This is a genomic window from Mycobacterium sp. E1214 (assembly GCF_001666755.1).
In the GTDB taxonomy this organism is placed as follows: Bacteria; Actinomycetota; Actinomycetes; order Mycobacteriales; family Mycobacteriaceae; genus Mycobacterium.
Window position 1 is genome coordinate 51762 of the sequence record NZ_LZJC01000111.1, and the last position, 18723, is coordinate 70484.

General features: G+C 71.8%; 17 protein-coding genes and 1 pseudogene. 15 read left to right on the forward strand and 3 right to left on the reverse strand.

The window, feature by feature from the left end:
• Window positions 1-26 precede the first annotated feature (26 nt).
• Entirely contained in the window at window positions 27-2519 is a 2493-nt protein-coding gene (locus A5700_RS15775) for a [protein-PII] uridylyltransferase (protein ID WP_082960405.1), read from the forward strand.
• Window positions 2520-2522: 3 nt separating this feature from the next.
• Here the strand turns inward: A5700_RS15775 and A5700_RS15780 are convergent, their stop codons facing one another.
• Window positions 2523-4256, reverse strand: a complete 1734-nt coding sequence (locus A5700_RS15780) for a DEAD/DEAH box helicase (RefSeq protein ID WP_082960404.1) — start codon at window positions 4254-4256, stop codon at window positions 2523-2525.
• 193 nt (window positions 4257-4449) lie between these two features.
• Here A5700_RS15780 and ffh point away from each other — a divergent pair, with 193 nt between their 5' ends.
• The 5 genes from ffh (at window position 4450) to A5700_RS15805 (ending at window position 11311) form a co-directional block, all read left to right on the forward strand.
• On the forward strand, window positions 4450-6012 hold the full coding sequence (gene ffh / locus A5700_RS15785) for a signal recognition particle protein (RefSeq protein ID WP_068068232.1): 1563 nt from the start codon (window positions 4450-4452) through the stop codon (window positions 6010-6012).
• 12 nt (window positions 6013-6024) lie between these two features.
• Window positions 6025-7101 carry an amidohydrolase family protein gene (locus A5700_RS15790; protein WP_156671242.1) on the forward strand — a complete coding sequence of 359 codons (1077 nt, stop codon included), beginning with the start codon at window positions 6025-6027 and terminating at the stop codon, window positions 7099-7101.
• Between the two features lie 37 nt (window positions 7102-7138).
• Window positions 7139-8812, forward strand: coding sequence for a serine/threonine-protein kinase (locus A5700_RS15795; RefSeq protein ID WP_068068201.1), 1674 nt, complete (start codon window positions 7139-7141; stop codon window positions 8810-8812).
• A 101-nt stretch (window positions 8813-8913) separates the two neighbouring features.
• The gene (locus A5700_RS15800; RefSeq protein ID WP_068068198.1) at window positions 8914-10707 is read left to right on the forward strand and encodes an amidohydrolase family protein; all 1794 of its coding nucleotides are present in this window, start codon (window positions 8914-8916) and stop codon (window positions 10705-10707) included.
• A gap of 1 nt (window position 10708) precedes the next feature.
• Window positions 10709-11311, forward strand: coding sequence for a TetR/AcrR family transcriptional regulator (locus A5700_RS15805; RefSeq protein WP_068068230.1), 603 nt, complete (start codon window positions 10709-10711; stop codon window positions 11309-11311).
• On the opposite strand, the gene A5700_RS15810 is transcribed toward A5700_RS15805, so the two are convergent.
• A complete protein-coding gene (locus A5700_RS15810) occupies window positions 11312-12205 on the reverse strand; it encodes a D-alanyl-D-alanine carboxypeptidase family protein (protein ID WP_068068196.1) in 894 nt (297 codons plus the stop codon). It lies immediately after the preceding gene.
• 59 nt (window positions 12206-12264) lie between these two features.
• Between A5700_RS15810 and A5700_RS15815 the strand changes: the two genes are divergently transcribed.
• The 5 genes from A5700_RS15815 (at window position 12265) to trmD (ending at window position 14972) form a co-directional block, all read left to right on the forward strand.
• Window positions 12265-12696 (forward strand): nuclear transport factor 2 family protein, encoded by a 432-nt coding sequence (locus tag A5700_RS15815; protein ID WP_068068194.1) that lies wholly within the window; start codon window positions 12265-12267, stop codon window positions 12694-12696.
• 262 nt (window positions 12697-12958) lie between these two features.
• Window positions 12959-13450 (forward strand): 30S ribosomal protein S16, encoded by a 492-nt coding sequence (rpsP, locus tag A5700_RS15820; RefSeq protein WP_068068191.1) that lies wholly within the window; start codon window positions 12959-12961, stop codon window positions 13448-13450.
• 5 nt (window positions 13451-13455) lie between these two features.
• The gene (locus A5700_RS15825; RefSeq protein ID WP_003878715.1) at window positions 13456-13698 is read left to right on the forward strand and encodes an RNA-binding protein; all 243 of its coding nucleotides are present in this window, start codon (window positions 13456-13458) and stop codon (window positions 13696-13698) included.
• Between the two features lie 17 nt (window positions 13699-13715).
• Window positions 13716-14255 (forward strand): ribosome maturation factor RimM, encoded by a 540-nt coding sequence (gene rimM / locus A5700_RS15830; protein ID WP_068068188.1) that lies wholly within the window; start codon window positions 13716-13718, stop codon window positions 14253-14255.
• Between the two features lie 6 nt (window positions 14256-14261).
• The gene (gene trmD, locus A5700_RS15835; protein ID WP_068068186.1) at window positions 14262-14972 is read left to right on the forward strand and encodes a tRNA (guanosine(37)-N1)-methyltransferase TrmD; all 711 of its coding nucleotides are present in this window, start codon (window positions 14262-14264) and stop codon (window positions 14970-14972) included.
• Here the strand turns inward: trmD and A5700_RS15840 are convergent.
• The gene (locus A5700_RS15840) at window positions 14969-15943 is read right to left on the reverse strand and encodes a hypothetical protein (RefSeq protein ID WP_068204836.1); all 975 of its coding nucleotides are present in this window, start codon (window positions 15941-15943) and stop codon (window positions 14969-14971) included. The genes trmD and A5700_RS15840 overlap by 4 nt on opposite strands.
• A 347-nt stretch (window positions 15944-16290) precedes the next feature.
• Between A5700_RS15840 and rplS the strand changes: the two genes are divergently transcribed.
• From rplS to A5700_RS15860, 4 genes and pseudogenes are all read left to right on the forward strand, one after another.
• Window positions 16291-16632: a 50S ribosomal protein L19 gene (gene rplS, locus A5700_RS15845; protein ID WP_068068181.1), complete on the forward strand. Its 342-nt coding sequence runs from the start codon at window positions 16291-16293 to the stop codon at window positions 16630-16632.
• Between the two features lie 91 nt (window positions 16633-16723).
• On the forward strand, window positions 16724-17614 hold the full coding sequence (gene lepB, locus A5700_RS15850) for a signal peptidase I (protein WP_068068178.1): 891 nt from the start codon (window positions 16724-16726) through the stop codon (window positions 17612-17614).
• Between the two features lie 13 nt (window positions 17615-17627).
• A pseudogene (locus A5700_RS15855) lies at window positions 17628-18384 on the forward strand (ribonuclease HII).
• Window positions 18385-18412: 28 nt separating this feature from the next.
• The gene (locus tag A5700_RS15860) at window positions 18413-18718 is read left to right on the forward strand and encodes a DUF2469 domain-containing protein (RefSeq protein WP_007171389.1); all 306 of its coding nucleotides are present in this window, start codon (window positions 18413-18415) and stop codon (window positions 18716-18718) included.
• Window positions 18719-18723 lie beyond the last annotated feature (5 nt).

Below are 18723 nucleotides of genomic sequence, written 5' to 3' on the forward strand. Positions count from 1 at the left end.
AGTCGACCCGGGCGGGCCGGGAGGGAATGACCACCAACGCTCCCGACCCGTCCGGGACTCCAACGGGAACAGAAAGCGCCGGCACGGCAGTCGATTTGGCTGCCGCCCGGCGTCAACTGTTGTCCGATTGCGTCACGCTGCACGCCGCCGAGCTACGGCACGCCTGGCTGGACCTGCACGAAACGTGGCTCACCGCCAAGGCCGCCGAGATCGGCATCGACGACGACAGTGGCCTGGCCATCGTCGGGGTGGGCGGCCTGGGCCGCCGCGAGTTGCTCCCGTACTCCGATCTGGACTTGATGTTGTTGCACGACAACAAACCTCGGGAGGAACTGAGCCAGGTCGCCGACCGCATGTGGTATCCGTTGTGGGACGCCAACGTTCGGCTCGACCACAGCGTGCGCACCGTCTCGGGCGCGCTCGACGTCGCCAACGCCGACATGATCGCGGCCCTGGGCATGCTCGACGCCCGCCACATCGTCGGTGACGCCCGGCTCTCCGAGGAACTGATCGCCGGCGCACGACGCCAGTGGCGCAGCGCAATTCGCTCGCGGATGGGTGAGCTGGTCGACATGACGCAGGCCCGCTGGCAGCGTTGCGGGCGGATCGCGCAACGGGCCGAGCCGGATTTGAAGACCGGCTGCGGCGGCCTGCGCGACGTGCAGCTGCTCGACGCGCTGGGCGTGGCCCAGCTGATCGACCGGCGCGGCATGGGCCGCCCGGAGACGCCCGGCGGCTCCCTCGACGAGGCGCACCTGACGATCCTCGACGTGCGCACCGAGCTGCATCGGGTGTCGGGCCGCGGTCGCGACCAGCTGCTGGCTCAATACGCCGACGAGATCAGCGCCGCCCTGCACATCGGCGACCGCTTCGACCTGGCGCGCAAGATCTCCGACGCCGGCCGCACCATCGCCTACCACGCCGCGACGGGGCTGCGGACCGCCGAGAACGCGCTGCCCCGCCGCGGCGTCTCGGCGCTGGTGCGCCGCCCCAAGCGCCGGCCCCTCGACGAGGGCGTCGTCGAATACGCCGGAGAGATCGTGCTGGCCCGCGACGCCCACCCGGAGAGCGACCCCGGCCTGGTGCTGCGGGTGGCCGCCGCGTCCGCCGACACCGGCCTGCCGATCGGGGCCGCGACGCTGTCCCGCCTGGCCGCCAGCGTCCCGGACCTGCCCACGCCGTGGCCGCGGGAGGCGCTCGACGACCTGCTGGTCGTGTTGCTGGCCGGGCCGACGATGGTGGGCACCGTCGAAGCGCTCGACCGCACCGGGCTGTGGGGCCGGCTGCTGCCGGAGTGGGACGCCGTGCGCGACCTGCCGCCGCGCGACGTCTCGCACAAGTGGACCGTGGACCGCCACATCGTCGAAACCGCCGTCAACGCAGCGCCGTTGACCACCCGCGTCGCCCGGTCCGACCTGCTCGCGCTGGGCGCGCTGCTGCATGACATCGGCAAGGGCCGCGGCGTGGACCACTGCGTGCTCGGGGCGGAGCTGGTGGTGCCGATCGGGGAGCGGCTGGGGCTGGCGCCCCAGGACGTCGCCACGCTGGCCGGCATGGTCCGTCATCACCTGCTGTTGCCCGTGACGGCCACCCGCAGCGACCTCAATGACCCCAAGACCATCGAGGGCGTCGCCGAGGCGCTGGGCGGCGACCCGCAACTGCTGGAACTGCTGCACGCGCTGGCGGAGGCGGATTCGAAAGCGACCGGCCCCGGGGTGTGGAGCGAATGGAAGGCGTCGCTCATCGAGGACCTGGTGCGCCGGTGCCGGTTGGTGATGGCCGGTGATCCGCTGCCCGAAGCCGAACCCAGTGCGCCGCAATATGTTTCGCTGGCCGCCGACGGCGGTGTGCACGTCGCGATCGAGCCGGGCGCCAGCGAGCGGGTGCACGTGGTGATGGTGGCGCCCGACCAGCGGGCCCTGGTGTCCAAGGCCGCCGCGGTGCTGGCGCTCAATTCGGTGCGCATCCATTCGGCGTCGGCAACCACCCACGAGGGCGCCGCGATCGTCGAATTCGTCGCGTCGCCGTTGTTCGGCGCGCCCCCGGACACCGGGCTGCTGCGTCAGCAGTTCATGCAAGCGCTCAGCGGCGACCTCGACGTGCTGGGGTCGCTGGAGAAGCGCGACGCCGACGCGGTGAGCGCCGCGACGGCGCGGGCCGGCGAGGTGCAGGTCGGGGTGCCCGTCACCCGGTCGACGGCGCCGCCGCGCATCCTGTGGGTGGATACGGCCTCCGCCGACGGCCTGATCCTCGAGGTGCGGGCCATGGACCGGCTGGGGTTGCTGGCGCTGCTCACCCGGGCCCTGGAGCGCGCTGGCGCCGACATCGTCTGGGCCAAGGTCAACACGTTCGGGTCGACGGCCGCCGACGTGTTCTGCGTGACGGTGCACGTCGACACCGCGGCGGCTCGGCAGATCGGGGACCCCGACACCGCGGCGCGGGTCGCGGTCGAGCAGAGCCTGCTCAGCGTCCTGGGCGGGCCGTCGGTCGAGGTGCTCGAGGAACCCGTCGGCGACTGACGGCTACGCGTGCTCGGCGTTGAGCTGGCGCACGGCGTCGATGCGGGCGCGTAGCTGGTCGCGGGTCGCCGCCGCGATCGGCGGGCCGCCGCAGCGGCGCCGCAGCTCGTTGTGGATCCAGCCGTGCGGTTTGCCGGTGCGGTGATGCGCGACCGAGACCAGGGAGTTGAGTTCGCGCCGCAGGTCGCGCAGCTGGCCGTGCACGGTGGCCGGCGCGGGCGGCGCCGCCGTGCCCGCCGCGGCCCGGCGCTGCAGCTGCTCGTCCTGGCGGCGGTGCAGCAGGGCGCGCATCTGGTCGGCGTCCAGCAGCCCCGGGATGCCGAGGTAGTCCGCCTCCTCCTCACTGCCCGCCGGGGTGGCCGTGCCGAACGACGATCCGTCGAAGATCACCTGGTCCAGCTCCGCGTCGGCGCCGAGCGCGGTGAAGCTCTTGTCCTCGTCGCCCTGCTCGTCCTGCGTCCGCGTCGCGGGGTCGCCGTCCAGGGGATCGCCCTCGGGCCGGTGCGGTTCGCCGAGCACGTGGTTGCGCTGGGCCTCCAGCTCGCTGGCGAGCTGGAGCAGGTTGGGCACCGAGGGCACGAAGATGCTCGCGGTCTCGCCGGGGCGGCGCGACCGCACGAACCGGCCGATGGCCTGGGCGAAGAACAGCGGCGTCGACGCGCTGGTCGCGTAGATCCCCACCGAGAGCCGGGGCACGTCGACGCCCTCGGAGACCATCCGCACCGCGACCAGCCAGCGGCCGGTGCTGGCGGCGAACTCGCTGATCCGGCCGGACGAGCCGGGGTCGTCCGACAGCACGAGCGTCGGGGTCTCGCCGGTGAGGGTGGTCAGCAGCGTCGCGTACGCGCGGGCCGCGGTCTGGTCGGAGGCGATGATCATGCCCCCGGCGTCGGGCACGTGCTCGCGCAGCTGGCGCAACCGGCGGTCGGCCGCCGCGATCACGGCCGGCATCCACTGGCCGGCGGGATCGAGCGCGGTGCGCCACGCCCGCGCTGTCTGCTCGGCCGACAGCGGCTCGCCCAGCCGGGCGGCGTGCTCCTCGCCGGCGCTGTCGCGCCACCGCGCCTCGCCGGAGTAGGCGAGGAACACCACCGGGCGCACCACCCCGTCGGCGAGGGCCTCGGCGTAGCCGTAGGTGTGGTCGGCGCGGGAGCGCCGCACCCCGTCGGCGCCGGCCTCGTAGGTGACGAACGGGATGGGGCTGTCGTCGCTGCGGAACGGCGTACCCGTCAGCGCCAGCCGCCGGGTGGCGTCGCCGAACGCCTCCCGGATGGCGTCGCCCCAGCTCTTGGCGTCGCCGCCGTGGTGGATCTCGTCGAAGATCACCAGCGTCTTGCGGTTCTCGGTGCGCACCCGGTGCAGCGTCGGGTGCGAGGCGACCTGCGCGTAGGTGACCATCACGCCGTGGTACTCGCCCGACTTCAGCGCCTGGGAGTTGGAGAACTTCGGGTCCAGCGCGATGCCGTGCCGGGCCGCGGCCTGGGCCCACTGCACCTTGAGGTGCTCGGTGGGCACCACGACGGTGATCTGCTCGACGGTCCTCTGGCTGAGCAACTCGGCCGCCACCCGCAACGCGAACGTGGTCTTGCCGGAGCCCGGGGTGGCGACGGCGAGGAAGTCGCGCGGCCCGCCGCTCAGGTACTTCACCAGCGCCCGACGCTGCCAGCCGCGCAGCGCGCCGCCGCTCTGGGCGCTGCTGTGCTCGGCCGGTGGCTGCGTGTGGCTGACCAATTGCACCGGCGCAGTTCCCCCCGTAGTTGCTTGTCGACGCGATCGGTTAAGTGGCGGACGTGAAATCTAGCACGCCAACGCTTTTCGGGGCAGTAGCGACTCGAACCGATTAGCGCGCCGGGGCCAGCCGGTCGCGGGCGTCGAGCCACCCACGGATCGCCGGGGGCGCTCGCACGCGCACTACCACTAGGCTGGCGTGGTGTTTGAATCGCTGTCCGACCGGTTGACCGGTGCCCTGACGGGCCTACGCGGCAAGGGTCGACTGACCGACGCCGACATCGACGCCACCACCCGCGAGATCCGGCTGGCGCTGCTGGAAGCCGACGTCTCGCTGCCCGTCGTGCGGGCCTTCGTCGCCCGGATCAAGGAGCGCGCCAAGGGCGCCGAGGTCTCCGCCGCCCTCAACCCGGCGCAACAGGTTGTCAAGATCGTCAACGAAGAGCTGATCGGGATCCTGGGCGGCGAGACCCGCCGGCTGGCGTTCGCCAAGACGCCGCCGACCGTCATCATGCTCGCCGGTCTACAGGGTTCCGGTAAGACCTCGCTGGCCGGAAAGCTTGCGGCCTGGCTGCGCGGCCAGGGGCACACGCCGCTGCTGGTGGCCTGCGACCTGCAGCGGCCCGCCGCGGTCAACCAGCTGCAGGTCGTCGGCGAGCGCGCCGGGGTGCCGGTGTTCGCGCCGCACCCGGGGGAGTCGCCGGGCTCGGGACCGGGTGACCCCGTGGCCGTGGCGGCCGCCGGCCTGGCGGAGGCCCGCGCGAAGCACCACGACGTCGTCATCGTCGACACCGCCGGGCGCCTGGGCATCGACGACGAGCTGATGGCCCAGGCCGCGGCCATCCGCGACGCCGTCGACCCCGACGAGGTCCTCTTCGTCCTCGACGCGATGATCGGCCAGGACGCCGTCACCACCGCCGAGGCGTTCCGCGAGGGCGTCGGGTTCACCGGTGTGGTGCTGACCAAGCTCGACGGCGACGCCCGCGGTGGCGCCGCGCTGTCGGTCCGCGAGGTGACCGGCGTGCCCATCCTGTTCGCCTCCACCGGCGAAAAACAGGAGGACTTCGACGTCTTCCACCCCGACCGGATGGCCAGCCGCATCCTGGGCATGGGCGACGTGCTGAGCCTGATCGAGCAGGCCGAGCAGGTCTTCGACGCCGAGCAGGCCGAGGCCGCCGCCGCCAAGATCGGCAGCGGCGAGCTGACGCTGGAGGACTTCCTGGAGCAGATGCTGACCATCCGCAAGATGGGACCTATCGGCAACCTGCTGGGCATGCTGCCCGGCGCCGGCCAGATGAAGGACGCGCTGGCCCAGGTCGACGACCGCCAGCTCGACCGGCTGCAGGCCATTATCCGCGGCATGACGCCCGAGGAGCGGGCCGACCCGAAGATCATCAACGCCTCGCGGCGGCTGCGCATCGCCAACGGCTCCGGCGTCACGGTGTCCGAGGTCAACCAACTGGTCGACCGCTTCTTCGAGGCCCGCAAGATGATGTCGTCGATGCTCGGCGGCATGGGCATCCCCGGCCTGGGCCGCAAGTCGGCGACGCGAAAAGCCAAGGGCGCGAAGGGCAAGAAGGGCAAGAAGGGCGGCCGGGGCCCGACCCCGCCCAAGGTCCGCAACCCGCTGGGGCCCGGGATGCCGGGCGTGCCGGCGGGCTTCCCGGACCTGTCGCAGATGCCGCAGGGCCTCAACGAGCTGCCGCCGGGCCTGGCCGACTTCGACCTGTCCAAGCTCAAGTTCCCGGGCAACCCCGGAAAGTAGCGCGCCGTGCCGATGCGCGTGCGGGGTCTGGCGCTGCCGGACGAGACCGCAATCGAGCTGTGGATCGTCGACGGCCGCATCAGCACCGAACCGGTCGCCGGGGCGGACACCGTCTTCGACGGCGGTTGGATCGTGCCGGGCCTGGTCGACGCGCACTGCCACGTCGGCCTGGGCCACGGCGGCGAGATCCCGCTCGACGAGGCGATCGCCCAGGCCGAGACCGAACGCGACGTCGGCGCGCTGCTGCTGCGCGACTGCGGCTCGCCGACCGACACCCGCAGCCTCGACGAGCGTGACGACCTGCCCCGGATCATCCGCGCCGGCAAACATTTGGCGCGGCCCAAGCGCTACTCGCCGGGCTTCGCGCGCGAGCTGGAGGACGAGTCGCAACTGCCGGCCGCCGTCGCCGAGGAGGCGCGCCGCGGCGACGGCTGGATCAAGCTGGTCGGGGACTGGATCGACCGCAGCGTGGGCGACCTGGCGCCGCTGTGGTCCGACGACGTGCTCAAGGCCGCGATCGACGCCGCCCACGCCCACGGCGCCCGGGTCACCGCGCACGTGTTCAGCGAGGACGCCCTGCCCGGGCTGATCCGCGCGGGCATCGACTGCATCGAGCACGGCACCGGCCTGGGTGACGACACCATCGCCCTGATGGTCGAGCACGGCACGGTACTGGTGCCCACGCTGGTCAACATCATCGAGAATTTTCCCGGCATCGCCGAGGCCGCCGCCAAGTACCCGATTTACGCCGCGCACATGCGCGAGTTGCACGCCCGCGGGGTCGGCCAGATCGCCGCGGCGCGCGAGGCCGGCGTGCCGATCTACGCCGGGACCGACGCGGGCACCATGGTGGCGCACGGCCGCCTCGCCGACGAGATCGAGGCGCTCAAGGGCATCGGGATGAACCCCACCGCCGCGCTGGGGGCGGCGTGCTGGGATGCGCGTCGCTGGCTGGGCCGGCCCGGGCTGGACCACGGCGCCCCCGCCGACCTGGTGTGCTACGCCGACGACCCGCGGTCGGGTCCCGCCGCGCTGCACAACCCCGAGCTTGTCCTGCTGCGCGGCAAGGTGTTTCGTGCGACGACGTAGCCGCGCGACGCGCGGCGCGGGCGGATAGGATCGGGGCATGGTGCTGCCCAGCGGCGCGAGCTTCGCCGGCTACACGGTGGCGCGCCGGCTGGGTGCCGGGGTGACCGGCGAGGTCTACCTCGTCCAAGATCCCCGCGGCACGCGCTGGCAGGCCCTCAAGATCCTCTCCGAGCCGATGTCCGCCGACGATGAGTTCCGCCGGCTCTTTCAGGTGCAGACCCCGGTCGCGGCCAACCTGTTCCACCCGCACATCGTCGAGGTGTACGAGCGCGGGCAGTTCGAGGGGCAGCTGTACGTCGCGATGGAGTACGTCGAGGGCATCAACGCCGAGCAGCTGATCGCGACCCGCTTTCCCGCGGTGTCGCCGACGGGTCACGTGCTGAGCATCGTGGCCGCCGTCGCGGGGGCTCTGGACTATGCGCACGGCCGCGGCCTGGCCCACCGCGACGTCAAACCGGCCAACATTTTGTTGGCCGGCGGCGACGAACGCCCGCAGCGCATCCTGCTGTCGGACTTCGGCATCGCCCGCCGGCTGGGCGACAGGGCGCCGGAGGCGGCGCATCCCCCCGTCGGCACGGTCGCCTACGCCGCGCCCGAGCAGCTGGCCGGCGCCGACATCGACGGCCGCGCCGACCAGTACGCGTTGGCGGCCACCGCCTTCCACCTGCTGACCGGCGCGCCGCCCGTCGAGCGTTTCGATCCGGTCGCCGCGCTGCGCCAGCACCTGGACGGCGCCCCACCGAAGCTCAGCGACCAGCGTCCCGAGCTGGCCCGGCTCGACGAGGTCTTCGCCAAGGCGCTGGCCCGCGACCCCGGTGATCGGTTCGCCACCTGCCGGGACTTCGCCGAGGCGGCCGCCGAGCAGGTGGGCGGCGCCGGCGCGGGCCGCGGATACGAGGCCCGCCGGAAACGACGCGCGGCCGCCGAGCGGCCGACCGTGCACGGGCTCGACGACATCGCCACCCTGGACGCCGCGGACCAGGCGGCCGCCGGACCGCCGCCGCGCCGGTCCCGCAAGCTCGCCCTGGCGGGCGCGGCGGCGCTGCTGGCGGCGGGGACGCTGGCCGCGGGCGTCGCGCTCGGGCGGCACACCGCGTCGCGGCCCGCCCCGGTGGCGGGGCCGGCGCCGTCGGTCACCGCCGTGCCCGGGCCCGTGACCGCCGCGCCGCCGCCCGCCGCCCAGCTCGACGGCAGTTTCCGCCTCGAGACCGAACGCACCAAGCAGACCTACAACGACGTGGCCGACCCGCAGCCGCCGGACATCCGGACCTGGTGGGCGTTCCGGTCGTCGTGCGGCCCGCAGGCCTGCACGGCCGCCGCCGCCCAGCTCGACGACAACGACCATTCGCGGGCGATGTCGCCCGGCGGGGGCGTGTTCTTCCTGCGGTTCACCGACGGGCAGTGGCTGTCGCAGCCGGTGGACCTGGACTTCCCGTGCTTCGGCCCGGACGGGTCGCAGGCCACGCAAAGCACGACGCTGGTGCTGGCGTTGCGACCGCAGCCGCCGGGTGACTTCGTCGGCGAGGAGACCGTGACCGTCCAGACCAACGAGTGCGGTCAGCAGTCGGCCGTCATCCGGATCCCCGCGGTCGCCAGCCGCCGGGGCGAGGTGCCGCCGGCCGTCGCGGTGCCGGATCCCGCGAAGCCGCCCGAGAGCCCGGGCGCCGCCGCGCCGACGCTGTCGCCGTACCGCCCCAACGGCGAGCGGTAACGCAGACTCACATCGGCACACGGCCGGGCGCGCCGCGCCGAAAAGATTGCGAGTGCTCACTATCTACGCTAGGGTGGCCGCACGACGACCGGGAGGGCAGCGTGGCCTACGACGTGATCATCCGCGACGGACTGTGGTTCGACGGCACCGGCAGCGCGCCGCGGACGCGCACCCTAGGCATCCGCGACGGGGTGGTCGCCACGGTCTCCACCGGGCCGCTGGACGAGACCGGCTGCCCCGAGGTGATCGACGCGGGCGGCAAGTGGATCGTGCCCGGCTTCATCGACGTGCACACCCATTACGACGCCGAGGTGTTGCTGGACCCCGGGCTGCGGGAGTCGGTGCGCCACGGCGTCACCACCGTGCTGCTGGGCAATTGCTCGCTGTCGACGGTGTACGCCGATTCCGAGGACGCCGCCGACCTGTTCAGCAGGGTGGAGGCGGTACCGCGCGAATTCGTGTTCGGCGCGTTGCACTCCAACCGCACCTGGTCGACGGCGGCCGAATACGTCAAGGCGCTCGACGCCCTGCCGCTGGGGCCCAATGTCGGCTCGCTGCTTGGGCATTCGGACCTGCGCACGGCGGTGCTCGGACTCGAGCGCGCCACCGACGCCGCCGTCCGACCCACCGACGACGAGCTGGCCACCATGGCGCGCCTGCTCGACGAGGCGCTCGACGCCGGGATGCTCGGCATGTCCGGCATGGACGCCGCCATCGACAAGCTGGACGGCGAGCGCTTCCGTTCGCGCGCCCTGCCGTCCACGTTCGCGACCTGGCGGGAACGGCGCCGACTGCTCAAGGTGCTGCGCCGGCGGCGGCGGATCCTGCAGAGCGCGCCCAACGTGGCCAAGCCGTCAACCGGGATGCTGTTCTTCTTCGCCAGCAGCCGAATCCTGAACTGTGGCAAGGGCGTTCGGATGAGCATGCTGGTCTCCGCCGACGCCAAGTCCATGCCGCTGTCGGTCTACGTGTTCGGCCCGGCGACCCGCTTCCTCAACAGGTTGCTGGGCGCGCAGGTGCGGTTCCAGCACCTGCCGGTGCCGTTCGAGCTGTACTCCGACGGCATCGACCTGCCGGTCTTCGAGGAGTTCGGCGCCGGCACCGCCGCCCTGCATCTGCGAGACCAGTTGCAGCGCAACGCATTACTGGCCGACCGGGACTATCGCCGGAAATTCCGTCGCGAGTTCGACCGCGTCAAACTCGGGCCGTCGCTGTGGCACCGCGACTTTCACGACGCGGTGATCGTCGAATGCCCGGACGCGTCGCTGATCGGCAAGAGCTTCGGGGCGATCGCCGACGAGCGGGGCCTGCACCCGCTCGATGCGTTCCTCGACGTGCTGGTCGACAACGGCGAACGCAACGTGCGGTGGACCACCACCGTCGCCAACCACCGCCCGAAGCTGCTCGACGCGCTGGCCACGGAGACCAGCGTGCACATGGGCTTCTCCGACGCCGGGGCGCACCTGCGCAACATGGCGTTCTACAACTTCGCCCTGCGGATGCTCAAGCGCACCCGCGACGCCCACCGCGGCGGCGCGCCCTTCATGTCGATCGAGCAGGCCGTGCACCGCCTCACCGGAGAGCTGGGGGAGTGGTTCGGGATCGACGCCGGCACGCTGCGCCGCGGCGACCGGGCCGACTTCGTCGTCATCGACCCCGCCGGCCTCGACGACGCGGTGGACGGTTACCACGAGGAGGAGGTGCCGTTCTACGGCGGCCTGCGCCGCATGGTGAACCGCAACGACGACGCCGTGCTGGCGACCGGCGTGGGCGGGGTGGTCGTCTACGGGCGCGGCAAGTTCCGCGAGGGCTACGGACGGACCTGCCGTTCGGGCCGGTACCTGCGTGCGGGCGCGCGGGAGCGCGGCGGCGTCGCGGCGGGCGCCGGGGCCTGAGGTGGCCCGCACCCAGCAGCAGCGCCGCGAGGAGACCGTCGGCCGGCTGCTCGACGCCTGCATCGCGACCATCGTCGAGGTGGGCTACGCCCGGGCGTCGGCCGCGGTGATCACCAAGCGTGCCGGGGTGTCGGTGGGGGCCCTGTTCCGGCATTTCGACACCATGGGCGACTTTATGGCCGCGACGGCCTCGGAGGTGTTGCGCCGGCAGCTGGAGTCGTTCACCAAGGGCGTCGCGGAGATTCCCGCCGACCAGCCGGCGCTGGAGGCGGCGCTGGTGATCCTGCGCGACCTGACCGCGGGCCCGGCCAACGCGGTGCTCTACGAGTTGCTGATCGCCGCCCGCACCGACGACAAGCTCAGGGCCACCCTGCGCCACGAGCTGGGCCAGTACGCCGCCAAGATCCACGACGCGGCCCGGGCGCTGCCCGGCGCCGACGGCTTCGCCGAGGACACCTTCCCCGTGCTGGTGGCTCTGATGACCAACGTCTTCGACGGGGCCGCCGTGGTGGAGGGCGTGTTGCCGCAGCCAACCATTGCGGCCCAACGGATTCCCGTGCTCGCCGCGCTGCTGGCGGCGGCGGCCCGGCCGGGTGCGGACTGACTACAGCGAGCCGATGCTGGACTGCGGGCTCTGCGCGAAGCCCCAGTCGAACAGCGTGGCCGCCTGGTCCCAGTAGGTGGGGCCACCCTCATGGATCAGCCCGTACATCATGGCGATCACCAGCCGGCGGCCGCCGCGGGCCGCGGCCCCTACGAAGGTCTTGCGGGCGGCGTTGGTGAACCCGGTCTTGCCGCCGATGGCGCCGGGGTAGCGCTGCAGCAACTCGTCCTGGTTGACGATCGGGTGGTCGCCGTTGTCGCCGGGGAACATCGCCGAGGGCTCGGCCGTGATCTGCGCGAACACCGGATTGGCCATGGCGGCGCGGAAGATCACCGCCAGGTCGTGGGCCGTCGACGCTCCCGAGCCGGCGGCGCCGTCCAGGCCGGACGGCGTGGCCGCGTGCGTGCTGGTGGCGCCCAGCGAGGCCGCCTTGGCGTTCATCTTGGCGACCGTGACCTCGGGGCCGCCCAGCATGTGCGCCAGGGTGTTCGCGGCGTCGTTGCCCGACACCAGTAGCAGGGCGTCCAGGAGTTGGCGCGCGGTGTAGGTGCGGCCGGGCTTGATGCCGACGCAGTTGCACTCGACCTCGGTGTCGGCGACGTCGGCGACGACGGTGGAGTCCAGGCTCACCGAATCCAGGACGACCTGCGCGAGCAGCGTCTTGATGGTGCTGGCCGGTGGGTGCGCGACGTTCTGGTCGCGCCCGGCCAGCACCTGGCCGCTGTCCAGGTCGGCGACGATCCAGGTCTGCGCCGGGCCGTCGGGGATGGGCATCGAGCCGACCGGCTGCATGCTGTCCGCCCACGCGGTGGCGGTCACGACGGTGGCCGTGCACGTGCCGAGCGCGACCAGCGCGGCGGGCACCTTGGTCACGAGGGCCATGAGCTTGCGCATGGGCGCAAAGTCTAACTTCCGACCCATTTTCGCGGCGATGTTCAGTATTGTCTCGAAGCATGTTGAGCCTGGCCGAAATCTCCGACCGCCTCGAGATCCAGCAGCTGATGGTGGATTACTCCACCGCCATCGACCAGCGCCGCTTCGACGACCTCGACGAGGTCTTCACCGAAGACGCCTACATCGATTACACCGCCTTCGGCGGCATCGAGGGCCGTTACCCCGAGGTCAAGAAGTGGCTCAGTGAGGTCTTGCCCAACTTCCCCGTCTACGCCCACATGCTCGGCAACTTCTCGGTCGACATCGACGGGGACACCGCCTCGTCGCGGGTCATCTGCTTCAACCCGATGGTGTTCCCCGATGAGGCGGGAAAAGCGGGGGAGCAGGTGATGTTCTGCGCGCTGTGGTACGACGACGAATTCGTGCGCACGCCGCGGGGCTGGCGGATGACCCGGCGCGTCGAGACGAAGGTCTTCCAGAAGGTGATGTGACGCCCGGCCCGCTTCGTGCGCCGAGATTGCCGCCAGGGCTGCGCCGGCGCCCGGATCGCGACCATGGCGGCAATCTCGCCGCACGGGGACCGCGCATTTCTGTCCGGGCGCCCCGTTCTGGCACAATAGGCGGCTGTCCGGCGCGCGACCCACTCGCAAGTGCCCGCCCGCCGGTCGGAAACGCGAGGCAAAACCGGGTCCGGGCATCCCGCCCCGATCGCTGAATTGCAGCGTGACACCCCACAGGAGATTTCGCTCAACCATGGCTGTCAAGATCAAGCTCACCCGGCTTGGCAAGATCCGCAACCCCCAGTACCGCATCGCCGTCGCCGACGCGCGCAACCGGCGCGACGGCCGCTCGATCGAGGTCATCGGCCGTTACCACCCGAAGGAAGAGCCGAGCCTGATCGAGATCGACTCCGAGCGCGCCCAGTACTGGCTGTCGGTCGGCGCCCAGCCCACCGAGCCCGTGCTCAAGCTGCTGAAGATCACCGGTGACTGGCAGAAGTTCAAGGGTCTGCCCGGCGCCGAGGGCACCCTGAAGGTCGCGCCGCCCAAGCCCAGCAAGCTGGAGCTGTTCAACGCCGCGCTGGCCGCCGCCGAGGGCGGACCCACCACCGAGGCCACCACGCCGAAGAAGAAGGCCCCGGCCAAGAAGGCGGCCGCGAAAGCCCCCGACGCCGAGTCCGCGGCCCCCGAGGGCGAGGCGCGGGCCGAGGCCGGCGAGCAGGCCGAGTCGGCGACCGAGAGCTGACGCAGGTGAGTACGGTCGTCGTTGACGCTGTCGAGCATCTGGTCCGCGGGATCGTCGACAACCCCGACGATGTCCGCGTGGACATGGTGACCAGTCGCCGCGGGCGCACGGTCGAGGTCCACGTCCATCCCGACGACCTGGGCAAGGTGATCGGGCGAGGGGGTCGCACCGCGACCGCGTTGCGCACCCTGGTCGCCGGCATCGGCGGTCGCGGGATCCGCGTCGACGTGGTGGACACCGACCAGTAACCGCTCAAGGAGCTCCCTTGGAGTTGACGGTCGGGCGCGTGGTGAAGGCGCACGGCATCGGCGGCGAGGTGGTGGTGGAGGTCCGCACCGACGACCCCGCGGCCCGCTTCGCCTCGGGTAACACGTTGCGCGCCAAGCACTCCCGTGCCGGTTGGGAACGCGATTGCGTGGTCGACGGCGTGCGCGAGCACGGCGGCCGGCTGCTGGTGCGGTTCGCCGGCGTGACCGACCGCGACGCCGCCGACGCGCTGCGCGGCGCGTTGTTCGTCGTCGATTCCGACGACCTGCCGCCGATCGACGAGCCGGACACCTACTACGACCACCAGCTCGAGGGGCTGCGCGTCCGCACGGTCGCCGGCGAGGAGATCGGGGTGGTGGCCGAGGTGCTGCACACCGCGGCCGGTGAACTGCTGGCGGTGCGGCGCGGGGCCGGCGCGGTCGCGGGCCAAAGCCCCGAGGTGTTGGTGCCGTTCGTCGGCGCGATCGTCACCGACGTGTCGCTGGGCGACGGGGTCGTCGAGATCGATCCGCCCGAGGGCCTGCTGGACCTGGGGTAGCGGCTCATGCGAATCGACGTCGTCACCATCTTCCCGGCCTACCTGGACCCGCTGCGAGAGGCGTTGCCCGGCAAGGCTATTCAGTCCGGACTCGTCGACCTGCGGGTGCACGACCTGCGGCGGTGGACCCATGACGTGCACCGCTCGGTCGACGACGCCCCCTACGGCGGCGGCCCGGGCATGGTCATGAAGGCGCCGGTGTGGGGCGCGGCCCTCGACGAGATCTGTTCGGCCGACACGTTATTGGCCGTGCCGACGCCCGCGGGCGCGCTGTTCACCCAGGCGACGGCGCAGCGCTGGAGCGCCGAGGCGCACCTGGTGTTCGCCTGCGGCCGCTACGAGGGCATCGACCAACGGGTCGTCGACGACGCCGCGCGGCGGATGCGGGTGGAAGAGGTCTCCATCGGCGACTACGTGCTGCCGGGCGGCGAGTCGGCGGCGCTCGTGATGATCGAGTCGGTGCTGCGTCTGCTCGACGGCGTGCTCGGCAACCCGGCGTCGCACCGCGAGGATTCGCACGCGCCGGCGCTGGACCGGCGCCTGGAGGGCCCCAGCTACACCCGGCCACCCAGCTGGCGCGGGCTCGACGTTCCCGACGTCTTGCTCTCCGGCGACCACGGGCGGGTCGCCGCGTGGCGGCGCGAGGTGTCGCTGCAGCGCACCCGGGAGCGTCGGCCCGAGCTGCTGGAACCGCACGGCCCGGACGCGTCGGGTTAGAGCCCGCGGCGCGGCGGGTCGATACGGCCCTCGGGGAACATCGTCTTGACCGCCTGGGTGATGGTGTCCCGCGCGGTCGCCTCGTCGGAGGGCTGCAGCGACTGGACCACCATGATGTAGCGGCGGTCGGCGCCCACCAGGCCCGTCGACAGGTGCATCCAGTCGGCGCCGATGCAGCACATCCAGCCCTGCTTGACGGCGACCGGCTCCGCGTAGAGGCCGTCGGGGATGCCGAACCGCTGTGGGTAGCCGTCGAGCCCGTTCGGCGTGGACTGGGCCAGGTCGTTCTCGATGATCTTGGCCTGCGCGGGCGGCAGCCCGCCCGACCCGTCGAGCAGCATGTCGTAGTAGCGGATCAGGTCGGTGACCGAGCTCATCGTGTTCCACCACCGGCCGTCGCTCGGCGGGGTGGTCGAGCCCAGGCCGTACCGGGCCGCGACCTCGGTGATGATGGCCGACCCGCCGCCCTGGCCCCAGAACCGCTCGGCGGCGCCGTCGTCGGAGGATTGCAGCATCGCGTCCAACGCCTGGCGGTCCTCCGGGGCCAGCGCGGCCTTGCCCTGGGACTCGTGCAGCAGCAGGTCGTCGGCGATGAACAGCTTCGCGACCGAGGCGGTCCCGATGATCTGGCCGTTGCCGCTGCTGACCAGCCGGTGGGTGACGCGGTCGAGGATGGCGACCGACACCGCGGCGCCGCTGGCCGCGGCCGCGTCGATCGCCTGCTGGACGCGGGCCTGCAGTGGCCCGAGCCCGGCGTCGGACAGCGGCGGCTGCTGTTGCGGCAGGGCCGCCTCGAGCAGCAGTTCGGCCGACTGCGTCGGCCGGGGCGACGGCGCCATCAACGCCTGCGCGGGCGCGGCATAGACGGGCAGGCTGTAGGCCCGGGCCTGCACCCGCGCCTCGGAGCCGGCGGCGACCACCAACGCCACCGCCGCCGTGGCGGTGAACAGGGTCAGCGGCCGTACCCGCATGAGATTCCTCCGACGTACCGACACACCGTGCCGACGGACACGGATGCGGGCCGCCGCGCGCCACCGGACCCGGCCATCACGCCAAAGTGCGGGTGAGCGCGTTCTGACCCCAGTCATATGTACCATTCACCAGCGGGTTTGGCTCGCCGCGAACCGCCGAATCGCTGTGATTTTCGCCGGATGGGGCGCATCTGGCACAATTGACCAGTTGTCTCCAGCGGTTGCAGGCCGGTCCGGCCGCATTCCGCCTGCTGCGAGACGCGCAAGATGCCTAGAACCATCGGCTCGGCGGCCGCCCGTCCCGGGTGGCCGCTGCTGACCGCGACCGCAAGGAAGTGTCTTCTCAGATGAACCGGCTGGACTTCGTCGATCAGACGTCGCTGCGCGACGACATCCCGGTTTTCGGCCCGGGTGACACCATCAACGTGCACGTCAAGGTCATCGAGGGCGCCAAGGAGCGTATCCAGGTGTTCAAGGGCGTGGTGATCCGCCGGCAGGGCGGTGGCATCCGCGAGACCTTCACGGTGCGCAAGGAGAGCTACGGCGTCGGCGTCGAGCGGACCTTCCCCGTGCACTCGCCCAACATCGACCACCTCGAGGTCGTGACCCGGGGTGACGTGCGCCGCGCCAAGCTGTACTACCTGCGCGAGCTGCGCGGCAAGAAGGCCAAGATCAAGGAAAAGCGCTGACCTCCAGACGCGTTGGCGCCGCCGCGGTTTGGACAGATCGGTCCGGGGGCGGTGCACCGCAGCCGCGACGCCGGCTGGCTACGCTGATCTCGTGACCGATACCCCCGAGCCCCAGCGCGACGCCGGACAGCCGGAGCCCAAGGTCTCGACCCGCGACGCGGACCCGCCTGCCGGCGAGGCTGCCGCGGCGGGCCCCGCGATCCCGGAACCCGCCGAACCGGACCCCGACGCGGACGCCAAGGACGGCGGCAAGCGTTCGACGCTGCGGGAGTTCGCGATCCTGGCGGTCATCGCGGTGGTGCTCTACTACGTGATGCTGACGTTCGTCGCGCGGCCCTACCTGATTCCCTCGGAGTCGATGGAGCCCACGCTGCACGGCTGCACGGGCTGCGTCGGCGACCGGATCATGGTCGACAAGATCACCTACCGGTTCCACCCGCCGAGCCCGGGCGACGTCATCGTGTTCAAGGGGCCGCCGCCGTGGAACCTGGGCTACAAGTCGATCCGGTCCAACAACACCGTGCTGCGCTGGGCGCAGGACGCGCTGTCGTTCATCGGGTTCGTCCCGCCCGACGAGAACGACCTGGTCAAGCGGGTGATCGCGGTCGGCGGCCAGACGGTGCAGTGCCGCGCGGACACCGGCCTGACCGTCAACGGCCGGCCGCTGAAGGAGCCCTACCTCGACCCGTCGACCATGATGGCCGACCCGGCCGTATACCCCTGCCTGGGCAGCGAGTTCGGGCCCGTCACCGTCCCGCCCGGGCGGCTGTGGGTGATGGGGGACAACCGCACGCACTCCGCGGACTCGCGGGCGCACTGCACCAGTGTCCCGGCGGAGGCGCTCAAGGGCGTGTTGTGTACCGGCGACCCCATGTCGGGGACCGTGCCGGTGGCCAACGTCATCGGCAAGGCCAGGTTCATCGTGTGGCCGCCGACGCGATGGCGTGGTGTGGAAACGGTGAACCCGCAGCAGAATTCCTAGCCGTGGGCCGCGCATGATCCGCACTTGGCCGCCGCGGACGGTGATCCGCAAATCGTCGGGGTTGCGCACCCTGGAGTCGGCGCTGTACCGCAGCGGGCTGGGTCCGGTGGCCGGCGTCGACGAGGTCGGTCGTGGCGCCTGCGCGGGCCCGCTGGTGGTGGCGGCCTGCGTGCTCGGGCCCACCCGCCTGGAAAGCCTTGCGGCGCTTGACGATTCGAAGAAGTTGACAGAGGCGGCGCGGGAGAAGCTGTTCCCGGTGATCCGCCGCTACGCGCTGGCCTACCACGTGGTCTTCATCCCGCCGGCCGAGGTGGACCGCCGCGGCGTCCACGTGGCGAACATCGAGGGCATGCGCCGCGCGGTCGCCGGCCTACCGATGCGGCCCGGCTACGTGCTCAGCGACGGCTTCCGGGTGCCCGGCCTGGCCGTCCCGTCGCTGCCGGTGATCGGCGGGGACGCGGTCGCGGCGTGCATCGCCGCCGCCAGCGTGCTGGCGAAGGTCAGCCGCGACCGGCTGATGGTCGCGATGGACGCCGACCACCCCGGGTACGGCTTCGCCGACCACAAGGGTTACAGCACCCCGGCGCACGGCTCGGCGTTGACGCGGCTGGGCCCGTGCCCCGAACATCGCCGGTCGTTCATCAACGTCCGGCGGGTCGCCCTGGCACCGGCCGGCTCCGGCGGCCGGGTGGTCGCCGAGTGCGATCCCGACCCTCCGCTGGAGCGCAACGGATATCGGTGAGGAAAGATGGTTCGGGAAGCATCACTAAGAAGGACGTCCGAGCGGATGAGTGGCAGATGAGCGCAGAAGATCTCGAGAAGTACGAAACCGAGATGGAGCTCTCGCTGTACCGCGAATACAAGGACATCGTCGGTCAGTTCAGCTACGTCGTGGAAACCGAGCGGCGTTTCTACCTGGCCAACAGCGTGGAGATGGTGCCGCGCAACGCTGACGGCGAGGTCTACTTCGAGTTGCGCCTGTCCGACGCGTGGGTGTGGGACATGTACCGGCCGGCACGGTTCGTCAAGCAGGTGCGGGTCGTCACCTTCAAGGACGTCAACATCGAAGAGGTCGAGAAGCCCGAGCTGCGGCTGCCCGAATAGCGGGC

Coding starts and splice junctions, on each gene's coding strand:
- A5700_RS15775 (WP_082960405.1), top strand. CDS start 27: ATGACCACCAACGCTCCCGACCCGTCCGGGACTCCAACGGGAACAGAA.
- A5700_RS15790 (WP_156671242.1), top strand. CDS start 6,025: ATGCGCGTGCGGGGTCTGGCGCTGCCGGACGAGACCGCAATCGAGCTG.
- A5700_RS15795 (WP_068068201.1), top strand. CDS start 7,139: ATGGTGCTGCCCAGCGGCGCGAGCTTCGCCGGCTACACGGTGGCGCGC.
- A5700_RS15810 (WP_068068196.1), bottom strand. CDS start 12,205: ATGCGCAAGCTCATGGCCCTCGTGACCAAGGTGCCCGCCGCGCTGGTC.
- A5700_RS15815 (WP_068068194.1), top strand. CDS start 12,265: ATGTTGAGCCTGGCCGAAATCTCCGACCGCCTCGAGATCCAGCAGCTG.
- rpsP (WP_068068191.1), top strand. CDS start 12,959: ATGGCTGTCAAGATCAAGCTCACCCGGCTTGGCAAGATCCGCAACCCC.
- trmD (WP_068068186.1), top strand. CDS start 14,262: ATGCGAATCGACGTCGTCACCATCTTCCCGGCCTACCTGGACCCGCTG.
- A5700_RS15840 (WP_068204836.1), bottom strand. CDS start 15,943: ATGCGGGTACGGCCGCTGACCCTGTTCACCGCCACGGCGGCGGTGGCG.
- rplS (WP_068068181.1), top strand. CDS start 16,291: ATGAACCGGCTGGACTTCGTCGATCAGACGTCGCTGCGCGACGACATC.
- A5700_RS15860 (WP_007171389.1), top strand. CDS start 18,413: ATGAGCGCAGAAGATCTCGAGAAGTACGAAACCGAGATGGAGCTCTCG.